Here is a 16,303-nt window from a genome sequence, read left to right as displayed (position 1 = left end):
CGATCAAGCATGAAGGATTTTCATGGGAAAAAGACCGCTTCCGCCGTTGGCCGTGTTGCAGACATTTTGCGCCATCGTCGAAACCGGCGGCTTTGGTCGTGCGGCCGAACGCATGGGACTGACGCAGACTGCGGTCAGCCATCAGCTTTCACAGCTCGAAGGCTGGATCGGCGGTAAGCTTTTCGATCGAGGACGCTCAGGCGCAAGGTTGACGCCGCTGGGTGCGCGTCTTCATCCGGCAATCGTCGACACGATCTCTCAATTGGAGACAGCGCTGTATCAGGCGCGGGCGAGCGTGTCGGTTCGCACCCTGACGCTGTCGGTAACGCCGGAATTTTCCAGTCAGTGGCTCGCTTCGCGGCTCGGCGATTTCTGCCAGCGCTATCCCGACATCGAGCTGAAGATGGTCGTCGGCTACCAGCGGCCCGATTTCGGGCCTAATGGCGTCGATCTTGCGATCTGGCTCGGGCGAGCCGAAGCCGGTCTCGTTCTCGATGAATTGCTGATGGATGAGGAGTTTGTCGTCAGCTCGCCAACACTGTCCGAGCGGCTGCCGAAGCGCTACGCCATAAAAGCCGCGCCCCTGCTGCGTTACACCGGCATGCGACATACGGTGCTCGATTGGCAACGCTGGTACGAACAAGTGCTTGATCATGATGTTGCGGGCGGAATGGCCGATTTTGATATCGGCCAGGCGGTCGAGAATGGACCTCTCTTCGAATCCTTTGCCGATATGCTTGGAGCATGCCGAGACGGCCTTGGCTTTGCGCTGGTTCGCAGTTCTCTTGTCGCGAAGGACATTGCGGAGGGGCAGTTGGTGCGTTGTTTCGTGGAGGTTCAGCCGGCAGCCGTCAGCTACAACCTGCTGTACCCGCCGAACGCCTTGCAAAATCCATCGGCGGCATTGTTCCGTACGTGGTTGACATCGCAGGTCAACGCAATTGCTTGAAAGGCGATCGCCGTCAATCGCGTAGCCTGATCAAGCCGGCCTCCGTCGCTGCAAAGCCCAGCCTCCGATAGAGGTCGGTGAGATGCGGTTCGAAATCGACATGTAGCCATTCCGCGCCGCGTTCGCGCGCAACATTCGTTGCCATTTCGACAAGCCTGGTCGCTATTCCCTGTCGACGGAATTCCGGGGCGACGCAGGTGTCGAGGATAAAGGCGTGTATGCCACCATCTGAGGCTACGTTGACGAATCCTACCAGGCGCGCTCCGTCGAAAGCGCCCATATGGGCGAGGCTTCTCGACAGAACCGATGAGAAATCGCGCACGGCGACTTCGTTCCAAGCCGTCGCCCACAAGGCGTTGAGTGCGTTGTTGTCAGGATAGGGATCGATCCTGAATTCGATCGTCATGACCATCCTCTCGTTATTGATGAAACTTCAATGCCAAGCTTATCCGCAGGGAGAACGACCGTAACGGGCTCATAAGGCAAGCGATATCCGAGTAATTGCAATGGGAAAGTGCATCCCATGTCGGATCGCGCTATAGTCAATCGTCTTTGGGGGTGGAAACAGAACAGAGGAGATTGCCATGCCCTATGTGGATGGGTTTGTTATCGCCGTTCCGAAAGACAAGATCGAGCTCTACAAGACATTGGCGCGGAAGTCCGGCGATGTCTGGAAGGAATACGGAGCGCTGAGCTACGTGGAGTCCGTTGGGGACGACGTGCCCTATGGCGAGCTGACATCCTTTCCCCGTTCCGTTATGGCCAAGGAAGACGAGATCGTGATCTTTTCCTGGATCACCTATGAATCTCGCCAGCATCGCGACACTGTGATGGAAAAGGTCATAGCCGATCCGCGGCTGAGGGATGAGATGGCGAATATGCCTTTTGATGGCAAGCGCATGATCTATGGCGGCTTCGATATTTTTCTGCAGCTCTAATCTCTCTTGATCCCGGCGGCCGGGCTTGACTTTCCGACCGCTGCGGCCGACCTCAAGCGCATCGCTGCGATCACTACCGGAGATGCCATGCCGCAGACCGTCATCACCCTGTCGACCCATGGCCAGGGACTTTACGAGTTCACGGGCCAGGCGGCGGAATTCGTCCGCGCGGCAACTTCGGCAGGCTCGGCATCCAGTGACGGTCTGTTGACCGTCTTCGTCCGTCACACCTCCTGTTCCCTCCTTATTCAGGAGAATGCCGATCCTGACGTGCAGACAGATCTCAATGCTTTCTTCCGCCGGCTCGTGCCGCCGTCTTCCGACCCTTCAATGCGGTGGATCGTACATACGACGGAAGGGCCCGACGATATGCCGGCGCATATCAAGACGGCGCTGACGCAGGTGTCGGTCGGCATCCCTGTGACGCGCGGTCGTCTGGCGCTTGGCACATGGCAGGGCATCTATCTTTTCGAGCATCGCGACCGTCCGCACCGACGCGAAATCGTGCTGCATCTTTCTGCCTGACGCTGCGAAAATTCCCGTAAGCCGATCGTAATTTGTGCTGAATGCAATCTGAATGGGTGATTCGCGGTTGATGGCGGACAGCCGCAGCGCTGTTTCAAAGATTAGGAGAGTCGTCCTCATGAAAGAGGGCGGCTGTTATTTTCTGCTGTGCGGCGACTCGGCCACTGGCCTCGCTTTTGCTTTCATTGTACCTGAATAGCGCATGAACGGTTGATTCTGAACTTGTTCAGTATCATGCCGTTACTCCCAAGATATTCCCTCAGGAGCGGCGGCAAGCACATGAGGGAAAGCCATTTGCTCTATGGAGGATAAATGAAACAATTGCTGGCAAAGTTGGGGATCGCTGCCGCGATCACCGTTACCGCGCTGTCGGGGACTACGGGATATGCTGCCGCCCAGGGCGTCGACATCTATATCGGCCCGGGCCGGCACCGGCCGCCACCGCCGGATTACGATATCCCGCCGCCGCGCTACGAGCGCCGTGGCTGTGACCCGCGCGAAGCCATGGATGTTGCCCGTAGCTACGGCCTGCACCGCGCTCGCGTGGTCGACGTAACGCCGCGCCGCGTCATCGTCGATGGTTTTGGCCGCCGTGGCCCGGACACGATGATGTTCGCCAATGTTCGCGGCTGCCCGTTGATCGGCCGCTGATATCACTACGGACGCCTAGTTGCGTCCAACGACCACCGCTTGACGCTTTCGCTTTTATCGGCGGGGGCCATGAAACCGCCCTTTGTTCGGTCCCCTAGGACCTGAGCGAAGGGCGGTTTTGTTTTGAAGCTATTGCTGGATTGAGTAGGTGATGCTGACCGAGGCGTTATAGGTGTTTTCGCCGCTCGCCACCGGCACCGCCTTCTCGGCAGCCATCGCCATGGATTGACGCATAAGTGGCTGCGGCGGCATGACGATGGCGCCCTCGTTGATCGCAAGGACGTGGCCGAGCTTGACGCCCGCCGCATCGGTCAAGGTTTTTGCTTTMGCCGCCGCATCGGCCACGGCGTTCTTCCGGGCCTCTTCCAGCGCCGCATCCGGCTTGTCGTTGGTAAACTGAATATCGCCGCCCTGGTTGATGCCGAGATTGACGGCCTGATCGAGGAGGGCGCCGAGCTTGGAGAGATCCCGCACGCGCACCGTCAGCCCGTTGATCACCTGATAGCCGGTCAGCGTCGGCGGCAGGGACTGGCCGTTCTTATCGTTCTGATAGACATATTGCGGCTGGATCGAGAAGCCCGAAGTCTGAAGATCGCGCTCCGCAATGCCTCTGTCCTTCAGCGTCGCCAGCACCGCGCCCATTGCCTTGTTGTTCTGATCGAGCGCGTCCTGGGCAGCTTTTGCCTGTTTGACGACCGAGAGCGTGACAACGGCCATATCCGGCGCGATTGCGGAATGCCCCTCGCCGGTGACCGTGATGGTCGCCTCGCGCGGTCTCGCATCCTCGGCGAAACTATGGGTGGCAGGCACGAGAAGAGTCGTGCCGAGAAAAGCGGCAAAAATAAAATCTCTGGTTTTCGTCAGGGGCATGGCTCATTCCTTGGTTGGTGTTTCCTTGAGGTTCGCTTTTGCGGATTGATTGTGAAGGTATTGCGGCAGTCCCTTGTGGGGAAAGACGAATTGGGCTAGAGCCAAGTCGGCTTCCGGGGAACCATTGCTCCGGTGCTGTATGCACGATCATTTTTACTCGTGCCGGGCCTGTAGCTCAATGGTTAGAGCCGGCGGCTCATAACCGCTTGGTTGGGGGTTCGAGTCCCTCCGGGCCCACCATCTTTTTTCTTCTGGCTGCAGCTACCAATGGTGCTTTTCGGAGCCCCTAGGCTACGTGACTTCAAATTTTCGTACATCCCGGCAACCATCCTCCAGTTCGCGTGTTCTTCACACAGTCTAGAGGAGGACCACGGAATGAGAACGATCCTATCTATCGCTGCGCTGACGGTATTGTTTTCGGCTGGCGTCGGTTTCGCCCAACAGGCGCCGAACACAGCGACGCCGACACAGCCGGCCCAGCAGCCAGCTCAACAGCCGACCCAGAGCGAAACTGCACCGCCAGCAAACTCGCCGCAACCGCCAACAATGGGGCAGCGCCGGCCCGATGACGACGCGATGAGGGGCGATTGGCATAGGGGCATGATGGGGCATCGTCCGATGATGTCCAAGGCCGCTCGTTTTCGCATCGAGAGCGGCGACGTTAAAATAGATATCAAATGTGCCGAAGATGAACCGATGAAGGCATGTGCGGACGAGCTAAACCAAATTCTGGATAGGCTTGAAGGGCGGCGGTCCTCGTCGCGAGACGACGACTATCAATAGTCAAGCGGGCGGTCGAGATTATCTGCGGAAGGTTTTCCGGTCCCGCTTTCGTCTAAATCATTGATTTTCGCTGGTTATGGTTTGCCTTCGGGCTCACCATCTTTTGAACCTATGCACCAGGCCAAGTCACAGGTATCAGCGAGATTTCCTGTTTGGTTTCCCGCACATCCGGCCTAAAGAAAAGCCGGATGTGCTCAACAGGAAAGATATCCATGGCCGTTAGCCCAGAACACAATGCCGCCGATTTGTCGGTCGATCCTGAGTTCTTCGATCTACTCACCGGAAGTTATGCGCGTATCGTCGGGGCGCCTCTCATCGGCGAGGGGCTGGGGCCGAGCTGGCTTTACAATGAAGCCCCCTTCGTGGTCGTGGCGCATAATACCGACGCCGATCCGCGTTTTATTTATGCGAATAAAGCTGGCCAGGCTTGTTTCGAATATCCCTGGGATGAGTTCATCACTTTGCCGTCGCGTCTTTCGGCGGAGCTGCCCAACCGGGCCGAGCGTCAGCAATTGTTGGATGCGGTTACGCGGGACGGTTTCATTTCGGGGTATCGCGGGTTGCGGATCACGAAGTMGGGACGGCGCTTCTGGATGGAAGACGGCATTGTCTGGCAACTCATCGACCGCGAGGGAAATCGGCGGGGGCAGGCGGCGACGTTTTCGAAATGGAAAAACGTGTAGGCCAACAGATTCCCCGTCGCGCACTAACGGAAGTTCAGGCCGTAATTCCGCACTCTTCTTCAAGGGACGTCGGCAGGATATCAAGCCACCGGCTCCAATATCCTCTCCTGCTCAATTTTGCGAAATATATCGTAATCGGTCTCCGTAGACTGTCCGTACTCGATGGCGAACAGCTCGGCGGCCTGACGGCCAGCGAGCGTCTTGTCGTTTTCGATCACGGCAGCGATGCGGCGGAACAGTTCGGCCTCGAAGCCGCCTGCGTTGCCGAGCGGATGTGGCCGTGCCAGGCGCGCACCGCCATCCAATCGGATCGCCGAGACATAAAACTCACCGTCATAACCATCCCCTGCCGATGTCAATTCGGCGCGGCCGTAGAGAAGCAGGCCCGTCTCCCAACGATCGCAGAGGTTAATGGTGAGTTCGTCGAATGAATATTCACAGGAGAAAACATCAGCAGGCATCATCAGGCGGCCATTTGTGCAACCGACGAACACGATTTTGCTGACAGATGATGGATCTCTTCCGCCAGCATTGCCCGATCCTTCGCAATCGACATTCCAAAAGGCCGGGCGTCGATGCGCAACAGTTCCAGTCTCAAGCCTGCAATTCGCTCGGCGCGGTTCTGATCTTCGGTTTTGGTCGCATCGGTTGCTTGTTGGCGTGCCCATGTCCAAGCCGTCGAAAGCGAGCGGGCAAACCATCTGCGCCGGGCGGCCGCAGTCGAAGGCCGGAGCAACCGCGTGTCGCGGCGATAGAGCGTCCAGGCGGTAGTCATGACATCGGATCTCGAAGGCATGCGTGGCGTCTTCCCTTTCTGCACCCGAGAGATGCACCATCTGTTCATCCGACCGCCGATCCGGTTTCGCTGACTTCACGCAAGATCTTCTGGACTTGCCTGGGCTCATTCCGTTTCGGCCGATCGGCTCACGAAAGGCAAGCTGTCATATGGCACGATATGTGTCAACATAATTTGTGTCTTATAATTGCAGAAAAACACGAAAGATGTTTAACTGGCTTGAGTTGAAGTGACCGGCCGGAATCGGTCAGGCTGGGCTGGACGGTTGATGAGGCTTAAGACGAGGGGGCGCTTACTTCCTGGCAATATGCCCGCAGATGCGCCCGATGATCGTCAGCCGCGCCAATTCAACCGTAAAGGTCTCCAGCGCAGGGTTGTCGGAGATGATCTTCACTTGGCTGGGCTGGGTGAAGGGAACGCGCTGGAGGCGTTTGATCTGCGGTTCGGAATAGCCGTCGCTGATGGCATAGACCGTATCGGTCGCCATCTGGTTCTGCGAGAGATCGACGACGACGCGATCGCCGGGCATGTAGGTGGGCTGCATGGAATCGCCGATCACTTCCATGATGATGGTATGGTTCGGTGATGCCTTTGCTTCGTTGCGCAAATAGCCCGAGGGAATCAGCCATTCCGCCACGATCTTGTGGCCGGCGACATTGCCTGCGCCGACCGGCAGGTTGATGACTTCGCCGACGATGCCGCTGCCGGCGCCGAGTTTGACGTCCACCTCCGGCGTCGCGCCTTCGATCTTCGGCTGCCAATGTTCCCGACTGTAGCTCAGGTCTTCGCCGCCTTCGGCAAACCCTTCATTGTACTGTTCATCGGGATCGAAGGAGGTGACCACCATGCGTGGCCCCGGTCGCTCCACCTTCCTTGGCCCTTCGCCGGTCAGGAGATAACCAGCGGTAGTGCCGAACTTCTTGGCATAGCGGTCGGCGATCTCAGGACCGAATTCGTTCTGGCCGTTTTCGTGCGCTCGGTAGGTGGACAGGCCAATGCCGAGTGCCTCCGCCGCCTTCGTCGCCGAGGGATAGTTTGCGGCTTCGCGCGCCGCCTTCAGTCGTTCGCCCATGGATTTCTGCATGATCCAACACTCGCAAAATAATTAACATAAATCATGTTGACATCGACATTAATAACAACATATTTTGTGTGCATCAAGATGCCGGCGACGAAATTCGCTGTAGGCCGAAGTGCTGAGGCGAACGGCGTCCGGCGAAGGATGATTTTGGGGGTGATCGTATGATCTCGACTATGAAGGGCATAAAGGTGGGTTATTTCGACTTCTTCTGGGGCTGCCCCGGCTGTGGCAGGGCGCTGTCGATCGGGGAGGTGATCGAGCGGCATTGTGAGACTTGCGATGAGCATGTCGAGCCAACGGAGATATCCGATCCCGGTTCGGTCGGGAGCGAGCCCGGTATGGAGAAGACGGTATGAGCGAGATGATTCAAGGTCTTCTTGCCTGTCTCGGCGCCGCACTTTTCTTCCTCTGCGTTCTTGCCGCTCTGGAGCCAATCATTTCATCTTCGAGGCTTGCCGGTCCGGAGGATGATGCCAGCGGCGCGCCGGAGGGGGATCTGATCCATTTCCAGATGATCAAGGATGAGCTTCAGCCAGAGACCAATCCGGTTGGACGTCGAGGACTTTGGCCATTCGGATTGCGCTCGAGATTCCGCACCCGCTGATACAGCGCGAACCGCCTGCTGCCAGGCATTTGGACCACTTTCAAAACTTAATTCGAAAGACCTGGCCGATGCGCCAGAGGAGGTTTCCATGAATGAATTTCAAATCGGTACTGAAGCTGTCGCCTGCGGTCACCTCGGCTGGATACGCAAGGTCCACCGCGCCACGAACGAAGTCCTTAGGGATCATCGCGGCGAGCCCATCGTCTTCCCGACCCAGGATGCGGCCAAGGCGGCAGCCGGCGAGGCGATGGTTGCCTATCTCAACACGCCGATGCTGCGCGATGGGGCGAGGGTGGAGAGGATGTCAAAGGCGGAAGCCCTGTTCAAGCCGAGGCATCCCTTTGCCGACGCCGGCGCGGCAAACGGGAAGGTAGCGTGACCAAGCGATTGCCATTGATTGCATTCAATTTTTTTGGAGGGGAGGCGATATCTTCATGAGCAAAGGCAGGCTCGACACTCTTCTTGACGGCCTCGGCATCAAGCTCGTGCCCGTCCATCGCCGCCGTGCGCCGGCACAAAGCCACGCCCGCGGCACGATGCAGGAAATTCGAGGGCAGTACGGCGATGGGCATCTGGTCTTCGTATTGCGCTGTATTCGCCAGACCGGCAACAACCGCGATGAACTATGGTCGGACACGATCGGAGCCGTTTCCGACATCCTTGTACAGCGCCAGGATTGGGCGCTGCACCGACCGGGTGATCTGCTTGCCGCCTTCGACGATATCGCGCTTGGCGCTTTGCGCGCCGACGCAGTGGCGCGGCGTCCATGGCCGGTGCGCGCCACACTTCGGATTTTGATCTATCGGGAATTGGAGAAGCGACTTGATGCACCACAGCGCCTTGCAGTTTGACGATCTTTCCGAGCGTGCGGCCGAGATCGCCGATCTAAGCCTCGTCGTTCGTGCCCGCTTCGTCGAGGCTGCCGATACGATGATTCATCTCGACGTGCGCGGCGTCCGCCCGGATCGGGTGCGCACGCTTTGGCCGGATGTTCTTCCCGAACCGACTGACCACGCCGATACCCGCATCCGTTATCGTCCGAATGCAGCGGCTATCAGCCGCGCCGAAGAGGTGCTGCAGGACTGGCTGCTGACCCATGTCAGGGATCAGGAACGTCGCATCCTGCTTTCCCGATGGTCGGTCTGCCTTGCTGCGCCTCATATTGTCGGTTCCTTCCGCGATTTCTGCGGGAAGACTGGGCGGGTGAGGCGAACGGCGGAACGGCGCATTCAGAGCGAATTTCAAAGTGTCGCCAATACGCTGCTCGCGATTTCGTCGTCGCTACAGGAGCCTGATTGGTCACGCATATCCCCGATGATGCCGAATTCGGCAGGGAGTTTTGAGCGCGTGAAAACTCCGCCCGTCAAGTACGAGATGCATTGGCTGCCGGACGATTCAAAGCCGGTCTTCGATGCGGCCAGCCCGGAACTGGCGGCGCTGGCGAAACGGCTGGAACGAGAGAACCGGCGGCGTGCGAAGATGAAAGCTTAAGTTCGCTATCGGCCCTGATTCAACCCCAGGGCTTTCGTCGTCAAGATTGATCTTCATCGCCTCGGCTTTGCCGGGGCGTTTTGCGTTTCAAATGCAAAGACCCCGCTCGGCCTCGAGCTGGTGGTGGTGCCAAAATCCGGCACAGCATATTCCGCCAGCAACCGCAGCCGCGACTGCGGCAGATAGGCACGCCAGGGATCGCCGATCAGGACCTTGATGCCTCTTGCCAGGCAAGGGTCAAGAAATGAGGTAACACGCTCGGCAAGCGCGGCTTCATAGAAGAGATCGCCGACGCAGATAATGTCCGTGGCGGGAGGCTCGCCTGTCGTCAGATCGGTGAGAACAGGCAGAACCGTCATCCCATTGATGGCGGCATTCAGCCCTGTCGCAGCGATAGCATAGGGATCGACGTCGGCCGCGATTACCTCCGCCGCACCCGCCTTTGCCGCTGCAATGCCGACAATGCCGGATCCGGCGCCGAGGTCGAGTACGCGGCGGCCGGCGACGGCGTCAGGTCGGTCGAGAAGATATCGCGCCAGCACCAATCCTCCACCCCAATGATGCGCCCAATAGGGTGAACCAAACTCCTGATCCTGCTCGGCAAGCCGCCACAAGCCGCTTTGCGGTCCGGCCTTGTGCAAGCGAATCTCTGGAATTGAAGGGACGGGTACGATGGGGAGATTGGCAGAAATGAAATCCCGTGCCGCGGCGATCTTCGCATGATTATGATCTTGCTTGTTGGTCATTCGCTTTGTCTGGCGCAGAAGCCTTTTGAAGGAAAAAGGGGAGCAATCTTGCTCTGATCGTCGGACGACAGAGTGCGATATCTTAGTGTAATTTCAAGTGATTATCTGTGACGCGATCAAAGATTTCGCAATCCTTGCAGCCGTCTTATCGATCAAGGGTGTCGCCAACTGCGCCGAATTAGGGTATTGATTTTGGCATGATGAGAACAGTTGCAGCGACGCACTGTTGACCGCAAGCGGCTCCGTTGTCAGCCGCGAGTTTCCTTTCAACGTTCCATCGGAATTCCAAAGCATGTCCACTGCCGACAAGCCTGTCGTGCCGCGCAAGCCGCGTGCGCGCCCGCGAAAAACCGCGTCTGCCGGCGATACGCCGCTCGACTATATGCTGAAGGTCATGCGCGATGACGAGGCGGATCAGAAACGGCGGGATGAAATGGCGAAGATCGCCGCATCCTATGTTCATCAGAAACCGAGTGAACGCCAGAGCAGCGGCGCCAAGGGCGGCCAGAGTTTCACGATCGACTTAACCAACGCCACGGATGAGCAGCTTGCGACACTTGAATCCCTCTTCGGTCCGCTTGCCGGACCCGGCGGCGATGATGGCCGCGATACGCGAGGAGCGGACGAGACGGAAGGCTGAGGCGGAGCGGACGGAACTAGCCCGGCAGATTGCCGAGAACGCCGAGGGTATTCGGGCGCGCTGTCAGTCGCTTGTCGGTTTCGTCCGCGAAGCCTGGCATGTCGTCGAGCCTTCCGTCGACTATGTCTATGGTTGGCATATCGATGCCATCTGCCGACATCTCGAGTCGGTGACATCTGGCGAGATCACGCGATTGCTGATCAATGTGCCGCCAGGCACGATGAAGTCGCTGCTCTGCGGTGTTTTCTGGCCGGCTTGGGAATGGGGGCCGAAGAACATGCCGGAGATGCGCTATCTCGGCTCGTCCTATTCGGAACATTATGCCAAACGCGACAATAGGCGCATGCGCGATCTCGTCGCCTCGGAATGGTATCAGACGCTTTGGGGCGACCGGGTGAAGCTGACGCGGACGGGCGAAATGGCCTTTGCCAATACGCACACCGGCTTTCGCCAGGGTGTGCCATTTTCAAGACTGACCGGTGGGCGCGGCGATCGGGTGATCATCGACGATCCGCATTCGGTCGATGGCGCGGAATCCGAAGCGGAGCGGCTGTCGACCATCCGCACCTTCCGCGAATCCGTGCCGACGCGGCTCAACGACCCGCAGCGCTCGGCGATTGTCGTGATCATGCAGCGGCTGCACGAGGCGGATGTCTCGGGCGCGATCCTGGCGCTTGGGCTCGGTTATGAGCATCTGATGCTGCCGATGGAATTCGAGCCGGAGCGCCGATGCCGAACGTCGATCGGTTTCGAAGATCCGCGGACGGAGGAGGGCGAATTGCTCTTTCCCGAGCGGTTTCCGCGTTCGGTGGTCGAGCGGGACAAGGTACCGCTCGGCTCCTATGCTGTCGCCGGCCAGTTTCAGCAGCGGCCGTCGCCACGCTCGGGCGGTTTGTTTCAGCGTGGCGATTTCGAAATCGTCGATGCCGTACCGGCGGGCGCGAAGCGTTGCCGCGCCTGGGATTTTGCGGCCTCGAAGGAGCGTCCCGGTCGCCAGCCGGATTGGACTGTCGGCCTGCGCATGGCGCAAGCCAACGGCATCTTCTATGTGGAGACTGTCACCCGTGGCCGCTGGTCGCCGGCAGAGGTCGAGCGCAATCTGAAGAACATGGCGACGCAGGATGGGCCGGCGGTGATGATCCGCATGCCACAGGACCCTGGCGCCGCCGGCAAAGCCGATGCGGAGACGAAGATCAAGTTGCTTGCCGGCTTTCCCATTAAGGTCATGTCTATCACTGGTGACAAGGCGACGCGCGCCAAGCCGGCTTCTGCGCAGGCGGAGGCTGGAAATGTCAAATTGTTGCGTGGCGATTGGAACGAGGCATTTCTCGATGAGGTCTGCGCCTTTCCGAATGCGCAGTTCGACGATCAGGTGGATGCCTTGGCCGACGCGCTGAACGAGCTGGCCTTAGGCTCCTCCTTCAGCTTCAAGAATTTCTAAGGCCCTGCAAGGGTCTCTCCTTCACATAGATGCCAAAGGATAATCCATGGGACACGTACTCTCGATGGTTCGCGATGGGCTGATGAACCTTGCGTCTCGCATGGGGACGGAGCGCGACAAGGCGGCATCGGTCTTCTATGCCCAGCCGATCCTGACCGACGAACAGATTATTGCCGCCTATCGCGGTTCGTGGCTGCCGCGCAAGATCGTCGATATCCCGGCCCTGGACAGTTGCCGCAAATGGCGCAACTGGCAGGCCGAGAGTGATCAGATCGGGGCGATCGAGGCCGAGGAGCGCCGGTTGAACCTGCGCGGCAAAGTTCTGGAAGCCGCTAAGAAAGGGCGGCTCTTCGGTGGCGCTGCTTTGTTCATCGGCACCGGCGACGCAGATCCTTCGCAGCCGCTCGATGCAGAGCGCGTCGGCAAGGGCGGGCTGAAGCATCTGACCGTATTGACACGTCGTCAACTTGCCGCGGGGGAGATCGAGCGCGACCCGACGTCGGAATGGTATGGCAGTCCGAAATTCTACACACTGATGGGCGCGAACGGATCGCAGGTTGCCATCCACCCGTCGAGACTGGTGATCTTCAACGGCGCCATGGCGCCGGACGAGGATTTTGGTGGCACACTGGGGCAGGCCGGTCATGGCTGGGGCGAGAGCGTGCTCACGGCGACCTTCGATGCCATCAAGAATGCCGACAGCACGGCGGCCAACATCGCCAGTCTCATTTTCGAGGCGAAGATCGACATTATCAAGGTACCGCAATTCTCGGCCAATATCGGCAATCAGGCTTACGAGGATGCTGTACTGCGCCGCTATACGCTGGCCAACACCATCAAGGGCGTCAACGGGACGCTGATCCTCGACAGTGAGGAAGAGTACGATAGCAAGAGCGCGCCGCTGGCGGGACTGACGGACATCCTCATGGCTTTCATGCAGATCGTCTCCGGTGCCGCCGATATTCCGGTCACGCGCCTGCTTGGCCAATCTCCCGCCGGTCTCAACGCGACCGGCGATGGCGACATGAAGAACTATCACGATCGCATCCAGGCGATTCAGGAGCTCGATTTCACACCCGCCATGTCACGACTGGACGAATGCCTTATTCGCTCCGCTACGGGCGCCCGCKATCCCGAGATCTACGCTACTTGGGCGCCGTTGGAGCAGATGAGCGAGAAGGAGAAGGCCGAGATTTTCAAGACTAAGGCCGATGCCGCGCGGGCCTTGTTTGGTTCGTCTTCCGGTCAAGAAATCATCCCGCGGCAAGCATTGTCGGAGGCACTGGTGAACACCTTTGTCGAGGACGGGTCGCTGCCGGGACTGGAGGCGGCGATCGAGGCTTTTGGCGGGGGTCTGCAAGAAGGCATATCCGAAGAAACCACACGTCAGAGCCAGGAACAAAGCCCGGCATCTGCCGCCTCCGCAGCGAACCCCGCCTTGTCATAGGCGGCGGAACCATCTGCCAAAGTCGATTCCGACCAAGGGACATCCAATCATGAATTTTACAGACATTGTCACCGTCGCGGGAACGCGGCGGACTGGCGACGGCTATCTTGTCGCCGACGCCCGGATCGCTCGCACGGGTATTCAGAACTATCTCGGTGCGGAGGTCGGCAGGCCGGAAATGCGCACCGTGCGGGTCTATCGGCCGGGTGCGGAAGTCTTTTCCCAGGATACGCTGAAGAGTGCTGCTCACCGACCGGTGACAAATGAGCATCCGCCGGAAATGGTCACGTCGGCAAACTGGAAGACCTACTCCGTCGGCCAGACCGGCGATGAGATCGCCGGCGAGGGCATCTTCATTCGCGTGCCACTCATGGTCAGTGACGAGGCGGCCATTCAGGACATCGAGAGCGGCAAGCAGGAGCTGTCAGCCGGCTATGTCTGCGATCTCGACTTTACCGCGGGCGTGACGCCTGCCGGCGAAGCCTATGACGCCGTCCAAAAGAATATTCGCATCAATCATATCGCCATTGTGCGCCGTGGCCGTGCGGGATCGAAAGTCCGCATCGGCGATGTGGCAGCACCGTGGGGCTGCGCTCCTCTCGCAGCCCCACGCTCCAATTCCGATCACCATTTGAATAAGGAAGGAATGATGATCACAAAGACAATCACCGTCGATGGCGTCGGCATCGAGGTCAGCGACCAGGCTGCGGAGCTTATTGCGACGTTGCAGCAACGGCTCGCGGACGCCGACATCGCAAGCCAGAAGGCCATTGCCATTCGCGATGCCGAACTCGATGCCGTCAAGGCAGGGCTGTTGTCCGATGCTGAGATCGAACGGCGAGCCGAGGCCCGCGCCGATCTCATCGGGCTTGCCAAGGCGATCGTCGGCAACGTGAAAACGGCAGGTCTTTCCGACACGGCGATCCGCAAGGCGGTCGTCCTCGCCAAGGTCGGCGAAGCGGCGGTCGAGGGCAGATCGGACGCCTATATCGACGCTCGTTTCGACATGCTAGCCGAGGCCATCCGTGAGACGCCGGATCCTTTCGCGGCCGTGGTCAAGGACGGCATTACTACCGAGCAGACGTCGATGTCCGCGGCGTTCAGTGCCTATGCCGCCATGGTGCGTGACCTGCGGTCCGCTCACCTGCCGGCCAATCCCATCTAACCAGGTCAACGAAAAGGAGACGCTTCAATGGCGACTTATCAGACCACCTATGGAAACGCTCCTCAGAAGGGCCTGCACGGGCAGATCGCTTCGGAGGAAAAATCCAACAAGATCAGCCGTACGGTGGAAAATGCCGCCGGTATCAAGTTCGGCCAGCCGGCCCAGCGCGGTCTCGCCGATCATGGCGTTGCGCCCTATGCCGCAGGTGGCAAGTTTCTCGGTATCGCTGTGCTGACGCCGACCGTGCTGCCCGGCGCGACCCAGGTGGACGGCTATGCGCAGTTCATCACCGGCGCCTTTCTGACCTCGGGCCAGATGTATGTGCGGGCGGGCGGTGCGGTCGCTGACGGCGACGCCGTCTATTACAACCCGGTCACCAATGCCTATGTCAACGCCGCTGGCACCGGCATCGTCGGTCCCATTCCCGATTGTTTCTTCGATACGAGCGGCGGCAATGGTGACATCGTCGAAATCTCGCTCAAGCACAGGAGCGCTTAATCCATGAACCAGTTCGTTCGACAGCATTTCGCCGATGCCCAGGCAGCCTATTCCTTCGTCATTGCGCAGGGCCGCAACATCGAGACGCGCATCTATCAGCGTCGCTACCCCACACTCAATTACGGCCTGCATGTACCTGTCGTCACCGAGGGCAACGAATGGGCTGCCGGTACGACCTTCTTCACCGTCGATAGCGCGGGCGAAGCGAAGTTCCTCTCCGGCGCCGGCACGGATATGCCCTTCAACCAATCGACGCGTGACAGCGCCAGTCACGATTTCGCAATGGTCGGCTCCGGCTGGGAATGGAATCTGGAGGAGGTCAATCAGGCGGCGCTCTACAATCTCGATCTCAACGCCTCCAACGCCATCTTTGCTGCGGACAAGATCGAACGTCTGCTCAACTCCGTTGCCATGGTCGGCTCCGCGGAAAAGGGTTGGACGGGTTTTGTCAACGATCCCAATGTCTCGCGCGTCGATGTTGCCGCGGATGGCACGGGCTCTTCGACCTTGTGGTCCGCCAAGACGGCCGATCAGATCCTGCGCGATGTCAACGATCTCATCGGCGGCGTGCGCGAAAGCACCGGCGAAGTGGAATGGGTGGATAGTCTGCGCCTGCCGCCGGAAGCCTTCCGCCTGATTGCCACCAAGCGGCTTGCCGATGGCGACGGCTATATCACCGTGCTGGAATTCTTGCGTCAGGGCAATGTCTACACGGCGGAGACCGGCCAGCCGCTGGATATCCAGCCGCTGCGCGAGCTTGCGACGGCATCCCAGGATGGCGGTGGCCGCATGGTCGTCTATCGCCGCGATCCGGAAGTCCTGCGCTTCCATCTGCCGATGCCGCGGCGTGTGCTGCAGCCACGCCAGAAATCGATCATGAGCTTCGAAACCGGCATCATCGCCCGCACCGGCGGCACGGAAGTACGCCTGCCGGCCGCGATGGCCTATGGCGACGAGATCACGGCTGCGTCGTGACTTTGATTTCCCTCTCTCCG

The 16,303-nt window shown here is 59.3% G+C and carries 21 protein-coding genes and 1 tRNA gene; 17 read left to right on the top strand and 5 right to left on the bottom strand.

Annotation, left to right across the window (positions count from 1 at the left end; genetic code table 11):
* Positions 1-22 precede the first annotated feature (22 nt).
* Positions 23-949, top strand: coding sequence for a LysR substrate-binding domain-containing protein (locus QD357_RS04695; RefSeq protein WP_107108596.1), 927 nt, complete (start codon positions 23-25; stop codon positions 947-949).
* Positions 950-962: 13 nt separating this feature from the next.
* Here the strand turns inward: QD357_RS04695 and QD357_RS04690 are convergent, their stop codons facing one another.
* A complete protein-coding gene (locus QD357_RS04690) occupies positions 963-1,355 on the bottom strand; it encodes a GNAT family N-acetyltransferase (protein WP_107108837.1) in 393 nt (130 codons plus the stop codon).
* A gap of 178 nt (positions 1,356-1,533) precedes the next feature.
* Between QD357_RS04690 and QD357_RS04685 the strand changes: the two genes are divergently transcribed.
* The 3 genes from QD357_RS04685 to QD357_RS04675 all read left to right on the top strand — a co-directional run bounded on the left by QD357_RS04685 (position 1,534) and on the right by QD357_RS04675 (position 3,063).
* A complete protein-coding gene (locus tag QD357_RS04685) occupies positions 1,534-1,887 on the top strand; it encodes a DUF1428 domain-containing protein (protein WP_107108595.1) in 354 nt (117 codons plus the stop codon).
* A gap of 87 nt (positions 1,888-1,974) precedes the next feature.
* On the top strand, positions 1,975-2,412 hold the full coding sequence (locus QD357_RS04680) for a secondary thiamine-phosphate synthase enzyme YjbQ (protein ID WP_107108836.1): 438 nt from the start codon (positions 1,975-1,977) through the stop codon (positions 2,410-2,412).
* A gap of 312 nt (positions 2,413-2,724) precedes the next feature.
* Positions 2,725-3,063 carry a hypothetical protein gene (locus tag QD357_RS04675; RefSeq protein WP_107108594.1) on the top strand — a complete coding sequence of 113 codons (339 nt, stop codon included), beginning with the start codon at positions 2,725-2,727 and terminating at the stop codon, positions 3,061-3,063.
* 129 nt (positions 3,064-3,192) lie between these two features.
* Here QD357_RS04675 and QD357_RS04670 read toward each other — a convergent pair whose 3' ends face one another.
* A complete protein-coding gene (locus tag QD357_RS04670) occupies positions 3,193-3,933 on the bottom strand; it encodes an SIMPL domain-containing protein (protein WP_107108593.1) in 741 nt (246 codons plus the stop codon).
* A gap of 164 nt (positions 3,934-4,097) precedes the next feature.
* Between QD357_RS04670 and QD357_RS04665 the strand changes: the two genes are divergently transcribed.
* A tRNA-Ile gene (locus tag QD357_RS04665) sits at positions 4,098-4,173 on the top strand.
* A 755-nt stretch (positions 4,174-4,928) separates the two neighbouring features.
* Positions 4,929-5,399 (top strand): MEKHLA domain-containing protein, encoded by a 471-nt coding sequence (locus QD357_RS04660; RefSeq protein ID WP_414124094.1) that lies wholly within the window; start codon positions 4,929-4,931, stop codon positions 5,397-5,399.
* 80 nt (positions 5,400-5,479) lie between these two features.
* Here QD357_RS04660 and QD357_RS04655 read toward each other — a convergent pair whose 3' ends face one another.
* Together QD357_RS04655 and QD357_RS04650 are read right to left on the bottom strand one after the other, a co-directional pair.
* Complete coding sequence (locus QD357_RS04655; protein ID WP_414124073.1) at positions 5,480-6,235, bottom strand: hypothetical protein; 756 nt, start codon at positions 6,233-6,235, stop codon at positions 5,480-5,482.
* A gap of 252 nt (positions 6,236-6,487) precedes the next feature.
* Positions 6,488-7,279 carry a S24 family peptidase gene (locus QD357_RS04650; RefSeq protein WP_107108589.1) on the bottom strand — a complete coding sequence of 264 codons (792 nt, stop codon included), beginning with the start codon at positions 7,277-7,279 and terminating at the stop codon, positions 6,488-6,490.
* Positions 7,280-7,437: 158 nt separating this feature from the next.
* Between QD357_RS04650 and QD357_RS04645 the strand changes: the two genes are divergently transcribed.
* The 5 genes from QD357_RS04645 (at position 7,438) to QD357_RS04625 (ending at position 9,371) form a co-directional block, all read left to right on the top strand.
* Positions 7,438-7,632, top strand: coding sequence for a hypothetical protein (locus QD357_RS04645; protein WP_181316077.1), 195 nt, complete (start codon positions 7,438-7,440; stop codon positions 7,630-7,632).
* Positions 7,629-7,880 (top strand): hypothetical protein, encoded by a 252-nt coding sequence (locus QD357_RS04640; protein ID WP_107108588.1) that lies wholly within the window; start codon positions 7,629-7,631, stop codon positions 7,878-7,880. The genes QD357_RS04645 and QD357_RS04640 overlap by 4 nt, the downstream gene beginning before the upstream one ends.
* An 88-nt stretch (positions 7,881-7,968) precedes the next feature.
* Complete coding sequence (locus tag QD357_RS04635) at positions 7,969-8,259, top strand: hypothetical protein (protein WP_107108587.1); 291 nt, start codon at positions 7,969-7,971, stop codon at positions 8,257-8,259.
* Between the two features lie 55 nt (positions 8,260-8,314).
* Positions 8,315-8,731, top strand: a complete 417-nt coding sequence (locus QD357_RS04630; RefSeq protein WP_107108586.1) for a hypothetical protein — start codon at positions 8,315-8,317, stop codon at positions 8,729-8,731.
* The gene (locus tag QD357_RS04625) at positions 8,706-9,371 is read left to right on the top strand and encodes a DUF6362 family protein (RefSeq protein WP_414124072.1); all 666 of its coding nucleotides are present in this window, start codon (positions 8,706-8,708) and stop codon (positions 9,369-9,371) included. The genes QD357_RS04630 and QD357_RS04625 overlap by 26 nt, the downstream gene beginning before the upstream one ends.
* A gap of 53 nt (positions 9,372-9,424) precedes the next feature.
* Here the strand turns inward: QD357_RS04625 and QD357_RS04620 are convergent, their stop codons facing one another.
* Positions 9,425-10,117, bottom strand: coding sequence for a class I SAM-dependent methyltransferase (locus QD357_RS04620; protein WP_107108584.1), 693 nt, complete (start codon positions 10,115-10,117; stop codon positions 9,425-9,427).
* A 292-nt stretch (positions 10,118-10,409) separates the two neighbouring features.
* Here QD357_RS04620 and QD357_RS04615 point away from each other — a divergent pair, with 292 nt between their 5' ends.
* The 6 genes from QD357_RS04615 to QD357_RS04590 are packed head-to-tail and all read left to right on the top strand — an operon-like array spanning position 10,410 to position 16,283.
* Entirely contained in the window at positions 10,410-10,757 is a 348-nt protein-coding gene (locus QD357_RS04615; protein WP_107108833.1) for a hypothetical protein, read from the top strand.
* Positions 10,714-12,198 carry a phage terminase large subunit gene (gene terL, locus QD357_RS04610; RefSeq protein WP_181316076.1) on the top strand — a complete coding sequence of 495 codons (1,485 nt, stop codon included), beginning with the start codon at positions 10,714-10,716 and terminating at the stop codon, positions 12,196-12,198. The genes QD357_RS04615 and terL overlap by 44 nt, the downstream gene beginning before the upstream one ends.
* Positions 12,199-12,244: 46 nt before the next feature.
* Positions 12,245-13,645: a DUF1073 domain-containing protein gene (locus tag QD357_RS04605; protein ID WP_414124071.1), complete on the top strand. Its 1,401-nt coding sequence runs from the start codon at positions 12,245-12,247 to the stop codon at positions 13,643-13,645.
* A 49-nt stretch (positions 13,646-13,694) separates the two neighbouring features.
* On the top strand, positions 13,695-14,810 hold the full coding sequence (locus QD357_RS04600) for a DUF2213 domain-containing protein (RefSeq protein WP_107108582.1): 1,116 nt from the start codon (positions 13,695-13,697) through the stop codon (positions 14,808-14,810).
* 27 nt (positions 14,811-14,837) lie between these two features.
* Positions 14,838-15,308, top strand: coding sequence for a DUF2190 family protein (locus QD357_RS04595; RefSeq protein WP_107108581.1), 471 nt, complete (start codon positions 14,838-14,840; stop codon positions 15,306-15,308).
* Positions 15,309-15,311: 3 nt separating this feature from the next.
* Positions 15,312-16,283: a DUF2184 domain-containing protein gene (locus QD357_RS04590; protein WP_414124070.1), complete on the top strand. Its 972-nt coding sequence runs from the start codon at positions 15,312-15,314 to the stop codon at positions 16,281-16,283.
* Positions 16,284-16,303: the final 20 nt, after the last annotated feature.

This window comes from Rhizobium sp. BR 317 (genome assembly GCF_047445835.1).
Lineage (GTDB): Bacteria > Pseudomonadota > Alphaproteobacteria > Rhizobiales > Rhizobiaceae > Rhizobium > Rhizobium paranaense.
This window is presented reverse-complemented; position numbering and strand designations above follow the sequence as displayed.

Bases quoted from the DNA above. Each gene is read 5' to 3' on its own strand.
- QD357_RS04695 (WP_107108596.1), top strand. From the start codon at position 23: ATGGGAAAAAGACCGCTTCCGCCGTTGGCCGTGTTGCAGACATTTTGC.
- QD357_RS04690 (WP_107108837.1), bottom strand. From the start codon at position 1,355: ATGACGATCGAATTCAGGATCGATCCCTATCCTGACAACAACGCACTC.
- QD357_RS04685 (WP_107108595.1), top strand. From the start codon at position 1,534: ATGCCCTATGTGGATGGGTTTGTTATCGCCGTTCCGAAAGACAAGATC.
- QD357_RS04680 (WP_107108836.1), top strand. From the start codon at position 1,975: ATGCCGCAGACCGTCATCACCCTGTCGACCCATGGCCAGGGACTTTAC.
- QD357_RS04675 (WP_107108594.1), top strand. From the start codon at position 2,725: ATGAAACAATTGCTGGCAAAGTTGGGGATCGCTGCCGCGATCACCGTT.
- QD357_RS04655 (WP_414124073.1), bottom strand. From the start codon at position 6,235: ATGGTGCATCTCTCGGGTGCAGAAAGGGAAGACGCCACGCATGCCTTC.
- QD357_RS04650 (WP_107108589.1), bottom strand. From the start codon at position 7,279: ATGCAGAAATCCATGGGCGAACGACTGAAGGCGGCGCGCGAAGCCGCA.
- QD357_RS04645 (WP_181316077.1), top strand. From the start codon at position 7,438: ATGATCTCGACTATGAAGGGCATAAAGGTGGGTTATTTCGACTTCTTC.
- QD357_RS04640 (WP_107108588.1), top strand. From the start codon at position 7,629: ATGAGCGAGATGATTCAAGGTCTTCTTGCCTGTCTCGGCGCCGCACTT.
- QD357_RS04635 (WP_107108587.1), top strand. From the start codon at position 7,969: ATGAATGAATTTCAAATCGGTACTGAAGCTGTCGCCTGCGGTCACCTC.
- QD357_RS04630 (WP_107108586.1), top strand. From the start codon at position 8,315: ATGAGCAAAGGCAGGCTCGACACTCTTCTTGACGGCCTCGGCATCAAG.
- QD357_RS04625 (WP_414124072.1), top strand. From the start codon at position 8,706: ATGCACCACAGCGCCTTGCAGTTTGACGATCTTTCCGAGCGTGCGGCC.
- QD357_RS04620 (WP_107108584.1), bottom strand. From the start codon at position 10,117: ATGACCAACAAGCAAGATCATAATCATGCGAAGATCGCCGCGGCACGG.
- QD357_RS04615 (WP_107108833.1), top strand. From the start codon at position 10,410: ATGTCCACTGCCGACAAGCCTGTCGTGCCGCGCAAGCCGCGTGCGCGC.
- terL (WP_181316076.1), top strand. From the start codon at position 10,714: ATGATGGCCGCGATACGCGAGGAGCGGACGAGACGGAAGGCTGAGGCG.
- QD357_RS04600 (WP_107108582.1), top strand. From the start codon at position 13,695: ATGAATTTTACAGACATTGTCACCGTCGCGGGAACGCGGCGGACTGGC.
- QD357_RS04595 (WP_107108581.1), top strand. From the start codon at position 14,838: ATGGCGACTTATCAGACCACCTATGGAAACGCTCCTCAGAAGGGCCTG.
- QD357_RS04590 (WP_414124070.1), top strand. From the start codon at position 15,312: ATGAACCAGTTCGTTCGACAGCATTTCGCCGATGCCCAGGCAGCCTAT.